This is a genomic window from Butyrivibrio sp. AD3002, from assembly GCF_000420905.1.
Classification (GTDB): Bacteria; Bacillota; Clostridia; order Lachnospirales; family Lachnospiraceae; genus Butyrivibrio.
Genome location: NZ_ATVV01000004.1, coordinates 81,180 through 101,539 on the forward strand (window position 1 = coordinate 81,180; position 20,360 = coordinate 101,539).

The 20,360-nt window shown below is 37.1% G+C and carries 15 protein-coding genes; 4 read left to right on the forward strand and 11 right to left on the reverse strand.

Annotated elements, in window-relative coordinates:
• Positions 1-108 precede the first annotated feature (108 nt).
• Complete coding sequence (locus G596_RS0104830; RefSeq protein WP_081646641.1) at positions 109-2,430, forward strand: EAL domain-containing protein; 2,322 nt, start codon at positions 109-111, stop codon at positions 2,428-2,430.
• On the opposite strand, the gene G596_RS0104835 is transcribed toward G596_RS0104830, so the two are convergent.
• Both G596_RS0104835 and G596_RS0104840 read right to left on the reverse strand, forming a co-directional pair.
• Positions 2,423-3,961 carry an O-antigen ligase family protein gene (locus G596_RS0104835; RefSeq protein ID WP_022760712.1) on the reverse strand — a complete coding sequence of 513 codons (1,539 nt, stop codon included), beginning with the start codon at positions 3,959-3,961 and terminating at the stop codon, positions 2,423-2,425. The genes G596_RS0104830 and G596_RS0104835 overlap by 8 nt on opposite strands.
• 100 nt (positions 3,962-4,061) lie before the next feature.
• Complete coding sequence (locus tag G596_RS0104840) at positions 4,062-4,637, reverse strand: hypothetical protein (RefSeq protein WP_022760713.1); 576 nt, start codon at positions 4,635-4,637, stop codon at positions 4,062-4,064.
• Positions 4,638-5,230: 593 nt separating this feature from the next.
• Here G596_RS0104840 and G596_RS0104845 point away from each other — a divergent pair.
• Entirely contained in the window at positions 5,231-5,458 is a 228-nt protein-coding gene (locus G596_RS0104845) for a hypothetical protein (RefSeq protein WP_022760714.1), read from the forward strand.
• A gap of 43 nt (positions 5,459-5,501) precedes the next feature.
• Here the strand turns inward: G596_RS0104845 and G596_RS0104850 are convergent, their stop codons facing one another.
• Both G596_RS0104850 and G596_RS23515 read right to left on the reverse strand, forming a co-directional pair.
• Entirely contained in the window at positions 5,502-7,076 is a 1,575-nt protein-coding gene (locus G596_RS0104850) for an ATP-binding protein (protein WP_022760715.1), read from the reverse strand.
• Between the two features lie 114 nt (positions 7,077-7,190).
• On the reverse strand, positions 7,191-9,236 hold the full coding sequence (locus G596_RS23515; RefSeq protein WP_022760716.1) for an HAD family hydrolase: 2,046 nt from the start codon (positions 9,234-9,236) through the stop codon (positions 7,191-7,193).
• 273 nt (positions 9,237-9,509) lie between these two features.
• Between G596_RS23515 and G596_RS0104860 the strand changes: the two genes are divergently transcribed.
• Positions 9,510-10,418 carry an Rpn family recombination-promoting nuclease/putative transposase gene (locus G596_RS0104860; RefSeq protein WP_022760717.1) on the forward strand — a complete coding sequence of 303 codons (909 nt, stop codon included), beginning with the start codon at positions 9,510-9,512 and terminating at the stop codon, positions 10,416-10,418.
• Between the two features lie 49 nt (positions 10,419-10,467).
• Here G596_RS0104860 and G596_RS0104865 read toward each other — a convergent pair whose 3' ends face one another.
• Positions 10,468-11,715 (reverse strand): glycosyltransferase, encoded by a 1,248-nt coding sequence (locus G596_RS0104865; protein ID WP_022760718.1) that lies wholly within the window; start codon positions 11,713-11,715, stop codon positions 10,468-10,470.
• A gap of 269 nt (positions 11,716-11,984) precedes the next feature.
• On the opposite strand from G596_RS0104865, the gene G596_RS0104870 reads away from it, so the two are divergent.
• Positions 11,985-12,878, forward strand: a complete 894-nt coding sequence (locus G596_RS0104870) for an Rpn family recombination-promoting nuclease/putative transposase (protein ID WP_022760719.1) — start codon at positions 11,985-11,987, stop codon at positions 12,876-12,878.
• Positions 12,879-13,032: 154 nt separating this feature from the next.
• On the opposite strand, the gene G596_RS23520 is transcribed toward G596_RS0104870, so the two are convergent.
• From G596_RS23520 to G596_RS0104900, 6 genes are read right to left on the reverse strand one after another with little or no spacing between them, the layout of a single operon-like run.
• Complete coding sequence (locus G596_RS23520; protein WP_049944844.1) at positions 13,033-14,016, reverse strand: formyltransferase family protein; 984 nt, start codon at positions 14,014-14,016, stop codon at positions 13,033-13,035.
• Between the two features lie 25 nt (positions 14,017-14,041).
• The gene (locus G596_RS0104880) at positions 14,042-14,809 is read right to left on the reverse strand and encodes a GNAT family N-acetyltransferase (RefSeq protein ID WP_022760721.1); all 768 of its coding nucleotides are present in this window, start codon (positions 14,807-14,809) and stop codon (positions 14,042-14,044) included.
• A 36-nt stretch (positions 14,810-14,845) separates the two neighbouring features.
• Positions 14,846-16,381 carry an amino acid adenylation domain-containing protein gene (locus tag G596_RS0104885; RefSeq protein WP_022760722.1) on the reverse strand — a complete coding sequence of 512 codons (1,536 nt, stop codon included), beginning with the start codon at positions 16,379-16,381 and terminating at the stop codon, positions 14,846-14,848.
• A 32-nt stretch (positions 16,382-16,413) separates the two neighbouring features.
• Positions 16,414-18,009: an MBOAT family O-acyltransferase gene (locus tag G596_RS20965; RefSeq protein ID WP_022760723.1), complete on the reverse strand. Its 1,596-nt coding sequence runs from the start codon at positions 18,007-18,009 to the stop codon at positions 16,414-16,416.
• Positions 18,010-18,025: 16 nt separating this feature from the next.
• Positions 18,026-18,250: an acyl carrier protein gene (locus G596_RS0104895; RefSeq protein ID WP_022760724.1), complete on the reverse strand. Its 225-nt coding sequence runs from the start codon at positions 18,248-18,250 to the stop codon at positions 18,026-18,028.
• Between the two features lie 23 nt (positions 18,251-18,273).
• Positions 18,274-20,307 (reverse strand): RICIN domain-containing protein, encoded by a 2,034-nt coding sequence (locus tag G596_RS0104900; RefSeq protein WP_022760725.1) that lies wholly within the window; start codon positions 20,305-20,307, stop codon positions 18,274-18,276.
• Positions 20,308-20,360 lie beyond the last annotated feature (53 nt).

Sequence of the window (20,360 nt, forward strand, 5' to 3'; positions counted from 1 at the left end):
AATTTTAGCATAATTTAAATAATCTTTTCATTTTATATTTATAAATAGCCTATTCTTCTGAATTATAATATAAACGTAATATCATTAACGAGCGCACGTGACTGAGTTATGGAAAAGATGAAGAGAATTCACAAGACCATCCTGATTGCACTTATGGTCTCATATGGATGTTTTGTGGTAAGCACCTTTGCGGGGGCTTCTCTTTTATTGGCGCTTTTTTCCCCGATCACAGCCTGTCTTGCCGCTGCTGTAATTTATATCAGCGCGTATATATCTGAAGCCTACAGAAAGCATATGACGCTTCTTGGACTTGGCATACTGGCATGGGTTGCAGGGGATCTGATGACTTTCATTTTCGAGTATGTAAATCCCTCTCCCGCCATCGAAACCATCGGCTCGATATTTTTCATATTCCCAAATTATTTCTTCGGATTAGCCCTTGTGTTATATCTGTTCAAAAAACTGAACAGGTCATCACTTAACAGGATTGCGTACAGCTCCTTTGCAATTACCATTATAGGTTTTGTTCTCCTTCGTAAATTCCTTGACGTTCTGCTTGGAGGAGTTTATCCAAGTCCAATACAGTACGCACGCGCTCTTATCTATATTTTTCTTAATTTCTTCATCATGATGATTCTGTTTTTCCTGCTCACCATGGTGACGGGACTATCCCTAAAAAAGGGAACCTGCTTTGTTCCTCTGGGGATTTTCCTCTATATTCTCATTGACTTTGATTACACATACAAAGAAGCGATGGGACGGGATCCTGAGAACGTATATATGAATCTTCTCTATATGCTTTTCATGATCATGATTGCTCACGGCACATATTCACAGGCGGAATTCGGGTATTCCTTTGATATAGTCAATTATCAGCGGGGCAAAAAAAGTACAACTTTTCTCAAGGTACTGGTTTCAACCCTGGTGCTCCTTGACGGTTTCTTCTATTTTATTGGATTTTTGTCGGAAAATGAGTTTTTCTACATACTCATTGCAGTCATGGGATACTGGATAATGTCTGCGACGCATGATAATTCCATGCTTGATGAGCAGCTTTTAAAGCAGCAGAGAGAACAGAACCAGATTCTGGAAAAGCAGGTCGAAGAAAAAACAAAGGACCTTCAGTTTGCCTATGAAAATCTTCAGAAACTTTCATCAACCGATATTCTGACCGGAATCTATAACAGACGTTACAATGCGATGTATCTTAGAAAGCTCTCCTCAGAATATGCGGCGAGCGGTCAGCGCTATGCGATTTTTGCTATAGACTTAAATCACTTCAAGCCTATCAATGACACCTACGGACATGATATGGGAGACCGCGTACTTGCAGAATTCGGCCAGAGAATGCTAGACCTTCCGAAAAATCTTATTCCTTTCAGAACCGGCGGAGACGAATTCATGATCGTAATGGAGGATGTTATCGGCAGAAAGGATGTGCTTGAGGCAGCTGAGAAGCTTCAAAAGCTTTTCAATACCCCTGTCACACTTGATACTTACAGTTTCAATCTTTCGGGAAGTATCGGAATAGCTATCTACCCCGAGGACTCCGATGATGTCAATCTCGTCGTCTCCTACGCGGATGCCGCGATGTATTCCGTAAAAAGAAGCACCATAAGGGATGATTACAAATTCTTTGACAAAGCACTGGTAGCCTCTATTGAAAAACACAGACTGCTTGAATCCATAATTAAAAAGGCTGACCCCGAGAAGGATTTCGTCCTTCACTATCAGCCTATAGTTAACATGTCCACAGGTAAGCTGCTTGGCGCTGAGGTATATCCCAGGCTTAAGCAGAATACAGATTTTGAGTATTCAATAGGCGAGCTGATTCCCATTGCGGAAGAATGTGGTCTCATGGACTCTCTCGGAAAATGGATTGTTACCGAAGCCGTAAGCCGTATGAACACATGGAACAGCAACAGGGATGAGGCTCTCAATATATCTATCAATTTGTCTGCACTTCAGCTGCTGGATACAACCTTTATAAATCATTTGAAAAAAGTCACAAAGGATATGAACTTTCCTGTTGGTAACCTTGGGCTTGATATCAGTACAAGTGTTATGCTGAGCGCCGAAGAAACCTCCAAGGAAGCCCTTCTTGATCTTTACAATTTTGGCTTTCCTCTCTGCCTCAACGACTTTGGCGGCGGAGAACTTCGTCTGTCCAACTTTTTGGACTGCACTTTCAAGGTAATAAAAATATCCCACTCTCTAGTATCGCGAGCAGACAGAGATGATAATTCGCTTTTACTTTTAAAATCCATTCATGCCCTGGCCCGGTCACTGGATATAATCAGCTGTGCAGTAGGCGTTGAGACCAAGGAACAAGCTGACAAGATTCGTGAAATCGGTATCAACTACGCTGAGGGATATTATTACGGTAAGCCCTGCTCAGCTGAGGAATTTGAGGAAAATTACCTTAAGTGAGGTCGGAAATCTGTGATTTCCGTAATTTACTCCCCCGGTATATTGTAAGCAGTACAAAAAACATCGCTGTGGTTAAAGGATGAGGTCCGTTCATTAAAGACTGAGCCATATAACCAACAAGTCCAATAGTTGCATAAAGCTCAATACCCTCTAAATTTTCATTCTTAATAAGACTTCTAACAAAACTCACGATGACGCTTAAATATATTCCAAGATAAGCAATAGCACCCAAAAGTCCTGTTGTGAAAAGATATTCAAGAATATCATTGTGAGCATTTTCAATGAAATAGAATGCCCCATAAGCTTCTTCAATTTCAAAGTAATAGTCCATGGATATCGCGTCTATACATCCAGGGCCAACTCCTATAATCTGCTGTGGAAGTTCCTGAGTAAAAAAGCCATCAACTGCAATAAACCACAACAGTCCTCTTCTGTTTAGGAAGTTCATATCATAATTTTTCACAGCCCAAACAATCGCGCCAAGACAGCATAATACCGCCACTACAATATATACCCAAAATACCCGCTTAAAAATGGACTCAAGCTGTTCTTTCGAAAGCTTCATCTCAAGATACATGTGAAGCAGTAAAAGTGCAAAACATCCTCCGCCGATAATCACATGAACATTATGTGCAAGAAGAATAGGTGAAATATCTTCAAGACGTATCTCCGGTCTATAGAGAATAATTACCTTGGCGGCAAAACCCGAAACGCCAAATAATATTCCATTAATTAAAAGCCCCATGTACCTGCTTGCTTTGCGGAAGCAAAAAGCAATTATAAACATATAGCCGATTCCCACACCAACATATATGCCATCAGCATGAGTAAGATACATGTTGAGATATGCAAAAAACAGTACTATAGCTGCTGCTGTTTTCTTGAAGCCATTTTCCGAAGTCACAAATATTATCACCATTATGGGAATAATAATAGATAAGTATCCGCAAAACTGGTTGGTGTTACCAATTGTTGAAGTAAAGTGATCGCGCCAGTTAGGATCAAGCTTCATCTGGGCATTAAGAGGATCGATCCAAAGGTCATTCAATATAGCAATAATCATTGCTATAGTTCCTCCAAGCATCATGCCAAAAAAGGGCACGATATCGAGTTCATATCCCCTTGAAGCTGCGAAATATAATGCGCATAAGGAAATCAACATCAGAGCGCCTACATGCCACGCCATATCTCCGGAGAATGCCGCATCCCTATATTCGGAAAAGGAAGCGGAAATAAGGCATATAACCGCAAATGCCAATACGCAAACATCAAGAACATTAAAGCCATTCCCGACTTCAGACATCTGGCCTTTAATATATTCTCCAAGTGATTTATTTCTGATTTGAATTCCTATATTTTTTATAAAAAGAGAAAGTAATAAGACAGCTGCAATTATGATGCTCAGCCATACAATGTAGGTCTTAGCCCTTAAGATATTATTGAATCCATTAGTCATATATAAGGGTGCAACCAAAAGAATCATTAGAAAATAAACACGCGATGCATTTTGTTTAGTAAGTGAAATATTCAAAAAAACAAACCTCCCCAAAAAACTTTATATAAAGAATGAGACTGACAGGCTTAATAGCCCTGCCAGTCTCTTTTATACTTGTTCTTATGAAAGATGGATATTATCCTCTCTTAAACTTAACGCCCTTAGGAGCACTCTTCTGAAGCTTCTTAACAAGCTTCTTGTAGGTCTTCTTGCTTACGCCCTTAAGAACAATCTTCTTACCCTTGAAGCCCTTAAGTGCCTTAGCGCTGATCTTGCTAGCCTTAAGCTTGGAAGCGTTAATCTTAACTGTCTTAGCCTTCTTAGCACCAGCAAACTGCTTGCCAGCGAGTGATGTAAGTTCTACATCTGAAAGATCGATTGTTGTAGCCTTAGAACAATTCTTGAAAGCCTTAGCACTGATCTTTGATACAGGCTTGCCGTTAACTTCGCCCTTAATCTTAACAGTCTTTGCATCAGACTTAACAGCTGTAACAGTTACTTCACCATCCTTAAGCTGAACGCTCTCTTCAACGTCCTCATCCTTAACGGTAGCAACTTCGCCCTTCTCGAACTTCTCCTGCTGATCCTTCTCCTGAACGGATACGCTTTCAGCCTTCAGTACTGTTGCATCAACGTTAGCTGCATTTCCGACTGCCGGTGCAGAGGTAGCAACAACTACTGCTGCAAGGGCCATTGCAATAAGTCTCTTCATAATCACATTCTCCCTTTTCATATTATTGTATTTTTTGTGTGTTTTGTTTTTCAAAACATATCTATAGTATAGATTTAGCTTTTTATAAAGTCAATAGTCACTATTATTATTTTATACTTTTTTTCGTTTATTTAATTTCACGTTATTATATAAAATCATTTCTTTCTCTTTTTAAATTTGAACTGTCCTTTCATGCTTATTGTGTAGTTATTGCATATTTTAATATCTATAGTATATAATTATATAAACAAGGACAGCTTTAAGATAGTATCCTTGAATCACTTTTCTTGGCTCCGGCTTCCTGCAACAAGTCGGAGCCGTTAAATTTTCGGGATATATACAATCGTATTTATCTCATTTCATGTATCCTTTAATATCTCACATTTGTGTTTATTGTGTTTTCTTGAAGAAACATTTCTATTAAATAATAATTAAATTCTTACCCCATATAATTAATCTTCCCTAAAAACAGTTACTATCGTCCGTTTTTTCATTCTGAATGCTACTTTATACGTCTTACTACGAAAACGTTCTCTCCTTTATATCTTTCGTATAACTATTGTTTGCGATGAAATAGAAAGGAGATTTTATTTATGAATTACAACAAAATAAAAGAGATACTCTTTAAACGTGGCAAACTTGGAAAGGCCATTATCCATGCAATGCACACGACCGAGACCTACAAGTATATAAGAGATGAGCTTGATTATCTTCAGCACTCTCGCAATCTCCTACGTGACGAGCTTCTTGCTGCCTATGAGTTTCTGGAAAGATATGATTTGTTTGAGATTTTCCTGGATGATAAGGAAGGTCTGATTTAAAGCAAAAGTAGAGCCGGCGCTTGACGCGCCGGCTCATCTCATCTTAGTTTTTTTCAGCCACTTCCCAGCCTATAAGTTTTCGACTTTCAGAATCAAATGATACGCCTATCTTGTATAGCTTTCTGGAATCAGCGACAAACGGAAGAGCATAATCCTTTGTATCTATCTGCTTTAATGCTGCCTCAGCAGAATCATCCCTCTTAAATTCAAACAGATATATATAATCAGATGTTTCAACTTTACAATCTATACGACCGGTATATGTATGCATCTCGCACTGCACAATCTTCCCAAGCAAAGTAAACACCAAATAGATAACCGATTGAAAATAATGTTCAAATGGATCATCTTTGATAGTGTATGTAATATTTGCGAACAGTGCAGTAAGAAAATCTTTGATATTCTCGAGCTTTCCGCTCTCGATATACTCATCTAAAGTAAATATATCCAGTCCATTCCCGGCATTTGCTTTGGGGACATAAGCCGGCATAAGGTTTTCCATAAAACTGTACTTAACTTCTTCATTTGGAAAGCACAGCGTATATCTTTTCTTTACCTTATCATAATCAGCAATTGTAAGATATCCCGTTTGATATAACAGCGGAACAAGATCTAAAGTGTCACCGGTATAATCTTTCAGAGCAGCTTCATTTGTATATATAGTATTATTAGTAAATTTTCTAAGATCAAACCCTCTTTCCTTAATCTGATGAATCAAAAAAGTGGGGGTACCTGTCTCAAACCAATATGCTCCAAAGTCTTTTGCGAACAAAGCAGACAGTACACTATAAGGGTTATAAATTCCTTCTCCTGACAAATGAAAATGATATCCGTCATAATTCATTTTCAAAGCATTAAAACACTCTTCTTCAGTTAGTTCCTGATACTTGGCAAGCGTCTCTATCTCAGGCCAAAAAGTATCGCGAATCTCTTTGCCTGTAAGCCCACACAGAGCGGCATAATCTCTATCTAAAGATATATCCCGAAGCTGATTTAAGTCACTAAAAATACTAACCTTATGAAATTTTGATACTCCGGTTATAAAAATGAAGTGTATAGATTCATCAGCTTTTTTAAGGCGGCTAAAAAACCCCTTGAAAACATCCTTTATATGATTTTGAAGTTCCTTATGATCAAGCGTATCCAGAAGAGGTTTGTCATACTCATCTATAAGAACAACACATCTTCTCCCGGTCTTTTCTACCGCAAGTTCCAGTACCTTTTGAAATCGGTCTCCTAATGTACGCTGATTATACTGCGTCCCATACACCTCTTCCCAATCGGAAAGCATTCCATCCAAAACAGTTTCGATAGATGTTTCATTATAGTTTTCACCATTAAAATCGAAGTAAAAAACAGGATACTCCGCCCATGCATCCTCATTATTTTTTTCAAGTTCCTCTATCTCCAAACCTGTGAAGAGTTCCTTTTTCCCTTCCCAATAGGCCTTCATAGCAGAAAGCAGCAGGCTTTTTCCGAATCTCCTTGGTCTGCTAAGGAAATAGGGTACATTATTATGCGCCAGCTTATAAATGTATTTTGTCTTATCTACATATAGAAAATTGTCGGTGCGTAATTTCTCAAACCCCTGTATTCCTACCGGAAGTTTCCTCTCCATGGCAGATTTCCTCCAAAACATTCCTGTTTCTGTTTAATATTGTTAAGTATATAATAATCCTACCATAGCAGAGAATATTTGTTAATCCGACATCACATACATGCCTCTTCATCATCAAACCACATTTATCTCAAGCTCGAATTTCTTTTCAATCTCGTGAAGATATCTCTCATTTTTGCAGGCAACTGCCAGAAGAGGCGCGTACGCATCTCTTCCACTGATATTGAACATATAAGGATACTCTTCAAAATGTTCTTTATACTGCGTTACAAAATCAAGGATACCTCGTTGAATCTCCGCAACGCCGTCAGGATCTACATCCCTTTTGCCAAAGCGCATGGTAATATCCAGCGCCGCATCATAAATATCATCGACGCCCTTCCTCTCATCTCCTTCATAGAATCCCACAAACTGCGGATTATCCGATGACAAAAGAAGCTCCCAGAACACATTGTAGCCCTTGTCCGGATCATGCTTCTTAAGAAGATCTCGGTTATGGGACTGCGAGTACAGGTACGCCACCATACGACCTGATTGAAGGAACGGCTCCGCAGCGTCAGGCTCTGCATTGTATACAGTATTCGTCCCGGCAACAATACCTCTGACATCACATCCCAGATTCCACGCTTCACCTGATAGCCTGTATAAAGCCATGGCACCGCTGCCTGCCCAGCCTATATCAACTGCTGCTGCCCGCGAGTATCCTAAGAGCTTAGTCTTATAGTAACATCCTGCTGCCCTTACCTGAGAATTATAAACAGCTCTGACCTCATCCCATTTTGATTCGATAAAACTGCGCAAAATAGAGCTATTCTTATCAGTAAGCTCATCGCCGGCATTAATAGAAGGCGGCAACTCTCCTGCAAGCTCATCAAGTTCCATCGAGCCCAGGATGTCCTTAATCGAATACCCCTGATTTACTTTATGGAAGACAAATCTTCTGAAGTAGTCATGCCTGTCCATATCATACATAAGCTTGGTAACAGCTTTTCTTGATAAAAATGCATACTCAGCATTGTCATCCGGATACAGGAGCTTATAAGCTTTTAATAAAATGTCCCCGTCCCTGGACAGGAACAAAAGCTTATCCAGATTCTCCTTAATATAATAGTCATGGATAAATGCGCAGTACCCAAGAACAAACAGTCCTCCATAAATATAGCCATATTCATACTCCATGGAATAGACATTTTGGCAACTATAAATTTGGGCATTGACTAACCCTCTGTATGCTGAGCCCACAAGATATGACATATCCTGTGCCCTGTAAAGAAGCTCATTTCTGTTTATAATGGGATAAAGCAGCGTTTCGATACCTGCCTTATTGGCATTTTTAATATCGCTTATAAGATTATCCCCAACATGGATCATCTTGCCGGAAGAGTACTCTTCTTTTACAAGATTGAAAAGCTTACCATCGGCTTTACTGATGCCATACTCACATGAGATATATATCTTATCTGCGCCGGTGTAGCCATTCTTTTCAAGAAGATTCTCTATATGATCATGAGAAAGATACATGTCAGATACTATTATTCTTTTCTTACCAAGTTTTCCCAGTCTGTTCCATACTTCCAACATGAATGGATTGGCATAGCATAGCGAAAGCTCACACTCCCATTCAAGCCTCATTCCCTTTTCGCTATCTAGTCCAGTATCAGCTGATAGCCTGTCCCAGATGTCGGAGAATCTGATCTCCATATGCCCGTTCTTCTTTTTGCATTCAAGTCTTGCGTTAAACTCAGCTTCCATACGTATATCACGGAAGTTAAGCATTCCCAACTTCTCTCCAACAAAGCAAAATACATCAGTAGGTTTTGATAACGATCTGAAAATCAGCGTATCAAATACATCAAAGGATATGACATCATAACCTTTTAAAACATCAATGACCTGCTCTACTGTCAGATGTGGATTTTTTTCTGCATTTTGAGCAGATTCACTCATGCGGACAGGAACTGACCTTTTTTCATAGATTTGCGCCTCAGAAATAATCCCCAACGATTCCATGCGGAATACATGATACCCCACATTTAGATATATCAAGTACAACCAGGAAAAAAGTTTCTTTGCCCCTGTAGCCTTATCATGATAGCGGTGATATCTCTGCTTTATTCCCGGTACTCTATTAACAAGAAATTGGTATATTTTCATTCTCATAGTCAAAAAAGTCCTTTATATCATGGCTCCACACAAGTTGGTTTGGCTCACAATTTATTTTTTCTTGCGCTTTAATGGCATTTATGTTATTTTATTCAGGCATTGTTTCGATGCACCCGAAGAACATCCTTCTAACGGTTTATTTCCATTTCTTATTTGAAACAGGATTTAATCGATTTTACAGCAACTGCATGCCACAGCTGCATTTATAGCAATGCCTTTTCCACATTGCTATAGACAAAAAAACAAACAGAAAGGAAAATAATTTACTACATGGAAAAGCACAATAGTACTACCAATCCCCCGGATAATGGCTGTTCAGATATCATACTGCCATCTTCCGGCGCTCTGGAAATCCCTATGACAAATGATTATCTCTTCCGGGCGCTGCTCCAGAGAAACAACCACGTATTACAGGTACTTATACAGAATCTGCTGCACCTTCCGGATGGTTATATTACATCCGTAACAATCACAAATCCCATCGTTCTTGGCGAAACAATTGATGCAAAGACCTTTATTCTTGACATCAACGTCCTATTAAATGACAACGCCAACATAAATCTTGAAATGCAGGTTATAAATGAGAAAAACTGGCCTGAGCGTTCTCTTTCATATCTGTGCAGGAACTACGACACACTTAATCATAGAGACAGCTATCTTAATGCAAAAACCGCATATCAGATCGGGCTCTTAAACTTTACGCTCTTTGAAACCCACCCTGAATTCTATGCTTCGTACAAAATGATGAATGAAAAGAGTCATCAAATTTATAGTGACAAGCTCCAACTCCGCGTGCTAGACTTAACTCAGATAGAGTTAGCAACCAAAGAAGACAAAGCCTACAACATCGATTATTGGGCCAGACTCTTCACCGCAAAAACATGGGAGGAACTGAATATGTTAGCTTCCGAAAAAGATATATTAAAAGAGGCCTCTGAAACAGTTTATTCTCTTTCCCAAGAAGAAAAAATCCGGCTGCAATGCCTTGCGCGCGAGGATTACTATCGCACTCAGAACGATGTTCGTATCTTCTATCAAAAACAGCTTGATGAAAAAGATGCTGAAATCGAAGCCCTTCGACAGCAAAAAGATTCTGCCATCAAAGATATCATGAGTCAAAAAGATGCTGAAATCGAAGCCCTAAAAAAGCAGATTGAAAATTTAAAGAACAAACAATAAGTATTTTACACCTCACCTTGTAAAAGGTGAGGTGTTTATTCCACAAACTCTACAAATACCTCTCCCTAAATCTCCTCTCTGCAATTCTCCACAACACCGCATTCTTATATCTGCTGATACGCTTATCCATCAACTTCCTGTGATGTAATTCGGAATCTATCTTATATAGCCACTCCTGCCCCTTCATAAAATCAAATAGTGCAAGGATGGTATAGTACTCTGAAGCATAATCTCCACAAACGTGGAATGAGCTTATTCTTGCTTTCCACCACTCCAACATCTCAGAATAATCCATAAGTCCATATTTCTTGTTCACAAACAGGGGATTTCTCATATCATAATATTGAATAATCGGATTCTGCCTATATACCGCATTCTCATGCCACACCTGGATGCCATTGAGAATTATCGGTCGGCCTCCCCCTTTTTCCAGAAATCGCAGGCCATACTCCACATCATCGCAGTGTATGAAAAACGGCATAACATCATTCTCCCTGCAAAATTCATACGGATAGCAGCAAAACCACCATCCTCCATAATCAGCCTCTTCTGAATAATTCAACGATGAATATGTATTTGTCATAGAATCATTTTCTTCATCTGCGTCAGCATCCCTATCAGCCATTTCACTCATATCTTCCATGAATGCAACGTGCTTCAGGAATCCCTTGTTCCAAATCTCTGCAGCTGTATACTGAACCGAAGGGTAATCCAGGCAAAACATTCTTCCGGCAACAGAGCGGTTAAAGTACTCAGGCTTCATATATGTCAAAAGAGCATATAACCTATAGAATGTTTCCGGAAGAAAGTCAGCATCATCATCCATATAAATCACATGCGTAAACTCAGAATCATAAGCCCTGATATATTCAAGCCCCTTCTGAAATCCTCCTGATCCTCCTGTATTTCTATTTGGAATAACCTTAAGATAGTTGTTGACATAGCCCTCTAATGCCAAAGCAGATCCTTCACCGGCCTCATTATCCACTATAAAGATATATAAATGCCCGAAGTAATCTGCTTCTTTAGAATCAAAAAACTTCATAGTCATAAGTTTTTTGATATTCTTCTCAATTTGCTCATGCCTATGGTAGGTACAAATATTCAACGCCAACATAACTTCTCTTCTTTGTTGTACAGCGACCGGTTCATATCCATTACTATTGCTGTTATCACTCTCTATTTGCCATGTCGAAATACCGGTATACTTTTCCCATGCATGGACATCAAAAAAATTGAGGTATGCTTTTATTTCATCATATTTTTTATTTTCACTTACAATATGTTGAGCAAACATAAAAACTCCTGAAATATAACCTCTTCTTTACGGTTTGTTGCTCATATTTTATTCCGTGTATTGCAAAATAAATTTAATTGTGATATATTGTCCAAGCATCATCTCGATGCACCCGAAGAACATCTTTCTAACGGTTTATTTCCATTTCTTTTTGAAACAGGATTTAATCGCATTTTTTTACAGATGCAGTAGCATCTGACCGTATAACAATGCCTTTTCCACATTGTTATTATTCATACTCTACAAACAGAAAGGATTTATTTTACTACATGGAAAAACGGAATAAAACTAATCAGTTTACCAAAAATAGCGAAGCAGGTATCACCCTGCCTGCTTCCGGCACTTTGGAAATCCCGATGACCAACGACTATCTCTTCAGGGCTTTGCTTCAAAGGAATAATCATGTTTTACAGGTTCTCATTCAGGATCTGCTACACCTGCCATCTGACTCTGTGGTTTCAGTAACAATTACTAACCCCATAGTCCTCGGAGAAACAATTGATGCAAAAACATTTATCCTGGATATCAATGTCCTTCTGGGTGATAACGCAAATATTAACCTTGAAATGCAAGTAATAAACGAGCAAAACTGGCCAGAGCGATCACTATCATATCTATGTAGGAACTATGACACTCTTAACCACGGCGAAAATTACCTGGATGCCAAAACAGCATACCAGATTGGTATCTTAAACTTCACACTTTTTGAAGAATACCCTGAGTTCTATGCGTCATACAAATTGATAAACGAAAAGACTCATCATATTTATAGTGACAAGCTCCAACTCCGCGTGCTAGACTTAACTCAGATAGAGTTAGCAACAGATGAAGACAAAGCCCATAACATTGATTACTGGGCGAAACTCTTCAACGCAAAAACATGGGAGGAACTGAATATGTTAGCTTCCGAAAAAGATATACTAAAAGAGGCATCTGAAACAGTTTATACCCTCACTCAGGAAGAAAAAATCCGACTCCAGTGCCAGGCTCGTGAGGACTACTATCGTACTCAGAACGATGTTCGCATCTATTACACCAGGCAGCTGGAAGAAAAAGATGCTGAAATTGAGGCCCTCAAGCAACAAAAAGATGCCGAAATCACTCAAAAAGATGCTGAAATCGAAGCCCTAAAAAAACAGATTGAAGATTTAAAGAGCAAATGATAATCAATTATCTTGCGCCTCACCTTGAAAAATGTGAGGCGTTTTTATTTGCCTGTAGGTTTCTCCTCGCTTCTTTTTGACAGCGCATTCAGATACCCCGCTGTCACAATACCGGAAGGCAACGCCACAATTGCAATTCCAAAAACGGACGATATTATAATGGCCTAATCTCAGATTCGCTATCAAGATTAGATCTACGCACTTTAATATTTAGAATTCTTCCGTTCATAGGGATGTGGAACCAATCGTTCTCAAAAACAGTCTCACCTATATTACATATGTCAGTGACATTATATCTGATTGCCTCATATTCCTTGCATCCATCAACTATTGTCACCTTACCTACTACAGTCTCAAGTCCATAATCAAAACATCTAAGAAGTCGATAGATTTTTTCAGGTTCTTCTATTATAGAAATACTCCCACCATTGGGAAGCATCCAAGAATAATTCATTTTTTCACATTTTTGTTGTTTATACGAAGCTACATTCCCTTTAAGTAAATTCGGATATATTTCCTCAAACCCCTGTAGTGCTGCCTTCATAACATTCCCAGCTGCTTCATATGCTTTCGTATTTTCATCAATAATAATCTTTCTTTGCCAAATTATATCTCCTGCATCAACGCCAGCAACAACATAATGCCATGTAGCTCCGACAAATTTCTCATTATTCCATATAGCCCAAGTTATTGCATTTCTTCCAGGATAATAAGGCAAATAAGCATTGTGAAAATTTATAATCACCAAGTTTTTCTTTTCTATGATTGAGGCAGGAAACAAAAATTTATTACCTGCACTCACGATCAATGCCTTATCTTTTATACTAGCCAGCTTTTCCCCAAGCAAAGTCTTATCATGGATTACTGAATAGTTTACTCCTTGATCTATACAATACTTAATAATATTTGACATCTTTGTCTTTTCATACTCGATATATTCAACTCCAATTTCATTACTTTGTGCACATTTTTTCAGGTACTTAACAATTTCAAATGCTACTTTCCCATATCCAATAACTATGATTTGCCTAAAATCAGTATCAAATAATAAATTACTAGTATTATCGAGTTGAATATCATTTTTACTAGTGTTCTTATTTGTAGAAATATTAGATTTATCGTTTCCTTTTTCCAGCATAAATATCATTATCCCTTATTTTGTTTTAAATATTTTTGCTCCAAATCCATACATCTCTGCATTTACCATATTTATATCCGGATTGAAATAATAAACTATGCAGATTAAGTGAATTTACGTTGCTACTATAAACCCATTCAGAAATGCGATTAATTCCAACGTTTCTCATCGCTTGCAACGTATGTTTATATAAAAAAATCGAAACACCTCTGTTTAGATATGATGGATGGACTGCACCAAGCATAATGCGGGCACCCTCTTGAGAGCTTAACCAAATATTCACTCCTATGCATTCGCTTCCGTTGTGCATCAATGTCGCAAAATATTTACCGACACTAGTGTTTTTGCCGTCCGTTAAATTATCGGGGGCGGGAGGTAATTGTGACAAAGTATTACAAAATAATAGATACTCCAAGTAATTACGTATTAACTCTTTTTTTCTCGTCTCATTTGTCACTCCTACAGAAAATCTACTATCGTTTTCAAAATAATTCTCCACGATGTTCAAAACAACATTTACATCCCAGTCAGTACTGACATCAAAAGAATAGGCGCTATTTTTTTGTTTATCAGAAATATCTACATCAATATCATTCGGTAGTCTAAATTGCATATTAATGGCTCTATCAGCAAAAACAAATCCTTGCTTCTGGAGTTTGACTCTATCTTCATAACAAACATCCATAATTTGGGAGACAACAATATAATCACTGAACTTCATTGCATTGATATAGTCATCTACATAATCACAATATGTTACAACAGTACCATCAGTACATTTCACTGTTCTCATACTAATAAACCATCTTTCTGCGATAGTAATTGTCGTTTATTGATTAACCATATTATCTAATAATTTTCTATCCATTTTTCCATTAGGTAACATTGGTAATTGATCAAGTAATCTATATTCTGTCGGTATCATGTATTTGGGTATCTTTTTCCCAAGTTCATTCTTTATCATTTTTTCTTCTTTGCTTCCCACATAAAACAATAATAAAGAATCGTCCTCACGATTATGTATACAGCAACATCCATCTATTCCATTCACTCCCATTGCTGCTGCCTCTATTTCACCTAGCTCAATACGTTTACCACCATGCTTTATCTGATAATCTTTTCTGGAAACAAAAACCAGATTCTCATTCTCATCATACTTTGCAAGATCACCCGTCTTGTACATCAGTGATGTATACTCTGAAATGGCTGGATTTTGCACAAAATACTCGTCCGTCTTCACTTTATTGTTATAATACCCAGCAGCCAAACATGTTCCGTAAACACATATCTCTCCTAGAACCCCTGGTTCTTGTATGATGTTTCCTGCTTCATTAATTAATAAAATACCTGTGTTTTTAAAAGGCTTACCAATCGGAATAGTATCTGTATCCTCGTACTCTTCAGCAATATGGTATGATGTGCAGGCACCTGTGATTTCCGTCGGACCATATTGCTGAATGTACTCACATTCAGCTATATGGTAATAGCTTGTCCAATATTTAAATACCGGTATAGGCATGGCCTCTCCGGAAAAGACAAACTTGTGAAGTTTGCCTGGTCTTACCTTGGACAATCCGTCAAATTGTGAAACAAGCCTGTATGCAGTAGGCACCCACATTATCATGGTCACATCATTATCATCAATGTAGGTCAACAACTTCTTAGGTGTCATAAAATACTTTTGCGGAATAATGCATATAGTTGCACCAACTGCCACAGACATATAAGTGTCCTTTAGAGACATATCTGCGTAAAAAGGAGTCTGATTACCTACTACATCGTTTTCACAAATTGGAGTATCGTTTATAAAAGCGTCAATATAATCCATTACAGATCTATGCATAATAGCAACACCCTTAGGAATTCCAGTTGAGCCTGAAGTAAAAAGAATATACATGATGTCTGTATCAATAATGCTTTTGCGTATAATAGATAATTCTCCCGCTTCAATCCTACCATTATACTTTGTAATCAGTTCTTCAAATATTAGAACATCTCCTGTATATCCTATTTTGTCCAATATTTGCTTTTCTCTGATTGTTGTAATAATAATATCTGAATTCATAGTATCCAAAATATTATCAAGTCTCTCAATTGGCGTCTTTATATCCATTGGTACATATGCATTGCCGCTAAATATAACACCATACATAGAAGCCAAACATTCAAAACCTTTATCCATAAAAAGCATTATCGGCTTTCTTCTTATTGATTTACATTCATGTATTATTGATGTAGCTACAATCTTTGCTGTACTAAGCAGATTATTATATGAGTATGTTTTATCTTCAATAATCACAGCAGTTTTATCAGGTAACCTAGCAGTTGTTTCTTCTAAATAATCAAGAACTGTCATCTTTCTCATTCAAATATCTCCCACCTTCACTACACATTCATTTAAAAATGCATATATACAAAATCACTGGCATTATAACCAGAACCATACATTCCAAAAATCACAACAAAGAAAAAAGCCGCATAATAAATTGCCCACCTGACAGGAAGCCAAAAGCCTGAAATTTGCTCTCTTATATGTATTCCTTTTTCATGAAGGATATCTACAAAAAACATGCCCATTATAGCAACTAATAAAAAGCGGAAATTCTTTTCATCTAGTCCCAATTTGTACAATGAGCCATCCGTAAATACCCATAAATTCACCCTGCTAAACATTGCTTTTATCATTGTAAAAGCAGTTCCCACACTATCCGCTTGAGAAAAGAATCTTCCGATTGTAACCAAAAGCAAAGTCCTTAGCATCTGAAAAAAATGCCAATTCTTACTATCCGCTCTAATATGAAACTTTTCCCTAGCAATTGCATAATAATCTGCCAGAAAAGTTCCCGAAGATACCCAGAATGCATTCCAAAATCCATATACTATGTATTTCCAATTTGCCCCATGCCAAATGCCAATTATTAAAAATACAATCAGCGATGCCATAGTTGGTGGAACATATTTTGATGTTTTCCCCAGCTTGGGACGCAGTTTTTGCCCTAGTTTATTAAAGCTCTTTGACATGGATATTGGATAGAAAACATAATTCTTGAACCATGCTCCAAGTGTGATATGCCACCTTTGCCAAAATTCTTTAATGCTTTTTGCCATATATGGCTGCCTGAAGTTCTCTGTAAGTTCTATGCCTAAAGCTTCGCACACCCCAATTACTATATCCATTCCCCCTGAAAAATCTGCGTAAACTCTAATTCCAGCAAGAAGAGCTCCAATAATAATTACAAAGCCATAATATCCATTTACCTCATAATTTTTAAAAACCTCATTAACTATCACGAATGCTCTATCAGCTATTACCAGTTTTTTTATGTACCCCCATAACATCCGCTGAATTCCGAAACATAGCCTGTTATAATTGTATTCATGCTCGGCATATAATTGCATAGCAAGATGGTTATGCCTTTCAATTGGTCCCTGCACGATAGTAGGAAAAAAAGAAACAAACAAAGCAAATTTTAAAAAATTTCTTTCTGCTCTCTCCCTATCCTTGTAAACATCTATAACATACCCCAAAGACTGAAATGTATAAAATGATATTCCAAGAGGAATTACTAATCCAAGTTTATGAATAACCATTCTATTGTTGAATATATGTAATATCCCATTTGCATTATCAATAAAGAAGTCTATATATTTAGTAAATATCAGCAATCCCAAGCTGATTAGCAGTGAACATACAATCCATTTGTTCTTTATATGTGCGTATTTTCCCTTTATTATCTTTTTTTCAGCTATACTCTGCGAGCTCTCTGATAATTCCTTATTCATAATCTGGTTTATATCATCAAGCTTAATAGCCGCAAAATACTGCACAATTATAGTGACAGCAATATAATAGGCGATTTTCCATGAGCCCCATAAATAAAAGACACAGCTCCCAGCAAGAAGCACGCCCCACTGATATCTCTTGGGACATACGAAATATGCAATTATTAATATTGCAATAAACACAAAGAATTCAAGCGATACTAAAGACATTTATGCATTCCTCTGATTACAACAATCCATTTATAAGATTAACCATAGCATCCACTGAATTGAAGTTTTCCGGTTCGAGATCATCAGCAGTTATATCAACACCAAACGCTTCATTTAGCTCTGTAACTATACCGATGATATCAAACGAATCAAGAATTCCATCATCTATTAGTGCTTTCTCTTCATTGAAATCTATATCATCCCTAATATTCTTTAAAATCTCCATGACTTTTTCTTTCATAACATTCTTTTTCCTTTCTTAAATTATGTGTTTGATTTTTGTCTCATAAGTCTATACTTTTGACAATTACAATAATTATTCTCATATAATTGTATATTGCAGCCTTCGAAAGCTACGCCTCCCGCAACATCAATCATCAAATGGTTGTAAAGAGACTCAATTTTGTAGCTTCCATCATTACTTTGATAAATGAACCACCTTTGATTAGCAAGACCTGAATAAGTTTCCTGCACAATGTTTGTTCCTTTCTTTGTTCCAAAATTATATGCAGTTAAATATTTATCAGAGCACATTGCTTTTATCGTATATAATCCATTCCCTTCGTATTGGATAAAAAATTGCTGTGGTGCTTCACCAGTATCAAACCATAACTGCACATTTTCATCCTCGTTTATAGTCCCTCCTGCAATATCAACTGCATATTCACTACTATCAAACGGATATAACTGATATACTCCATCTGGAACACACTGAGTCTCGAAAATATCTGGCTTATATCTTTCACGGAACGAAACAGTACAATCACTCATATGTGTATCTATACACCCACTTGATATTATCTCCCCAGTTTCAGCATCCATTTCAACAATATTTAAACCACGTTTGTTGCAACCATAATCAGTTCCATCTATTTCGATTTTTGAAGTATTTCCCCATGGAAAACCTGCACTTTTTATATAAAACGGAATGGTTACATTTTGTATATCAAGATTATCTTCAAGAATCATCGATCCTTTTAGAAACTGTTCAAATACCAAATTTCCTCTATCTAAAACACAAATATAACTATCTTGTATATGATTCTTGTAATTTTCTCTGATTCCAAGATTATGTAACTCTATGTAGATATCATCATCTATGCCCATAGTAACTTCGTCACAGCCGGAAACAAGAATTACTCGCTTATCTTTATTTGTATTAAGATACATGAGATATTGCAATGCTTCCTGCTTTGAAGAAAAAAGGTTATTCACTTCATAATCTTCATACAAAGGCAAATCCCCGTCATACTCTTTGTCGTAATCCTGCTCCTGCCTGCCGTCATAATATGTAAGAAGATAATCAGCAACTGCCTTAGAAAATTTGCTTGCTCCCCAATAATTTAAATGCTTACCAGAATCATTCGTATCTGACAACCAATCTATTCCCATTGAATTAGTATCAGTAAAACACAATGATAAGTTATATCGTTCAAGTAATTTTTCCGCGTATTCCCTCTGTTCCTCAGTTCTATAACTTGAAGTAGATAAGAATGGGACTAGCGTTATATCATTTTCTTCCGCAATATTAACTATTTTTTCAAAATACTTAATATTACTTTCTGAAATATCAATACATCGATTTCCCCCGCTATTATCAGCGTTTGAATCCAAGTCAATATAATTATCACTTTTAGTTTTATTGATAACTCCTGTGTAATTATGGACTGAAAATCTAGGACATGCTCCTTTCAAAAAATACGAACTATTATCATAATGAAAGTCCTCTTCTACAAGTTTTGACCACCTATCATGGAAAGGAATTATCGGAATCATATACTCCCAAAAATCTTTGTACTCATTTGAAAGCTCACTACATGCATGAATCTTATTTATTGATAATCTCATTCCAGAAATCAGTTTAGTGACTGGCGCTGTGTCCTCCTGTTTATCTGTAGCATAGTAATCATAAAACAAACCACTAAGATCAATGAATATAATATCAGGGGTCTGATATTTCAGGCATTCAGCCAACATAAAATATGAACTACCTATTCCCTGTACCGTAGACCCTAAAGAAAACCCTTTAATTCCCGTTTGCGCATATATACTCATTGGATTTATGGAATAGAATGATGTGCTAGGTCCTAGAATAAGATAGTCAATAGAATCCCTTTCTAAAGAATAAAACTCATCATATTTATTGGTATCGCCTTCTCTAAACTCTGTATTAACAAAAAACTTGGGTGTAATAATATTTTGAATTTCAACAAAAATAAACAGCCCAACAATAATAAAAACAATAGCTTTAATTATATTTTTATATTTTCGTATTTTACATCTCACGTAGCTGATCATAAGCCAAGAATCCTTTAGACTGCTTTTTAATTCATTATTTCTCTAGTCTTCAT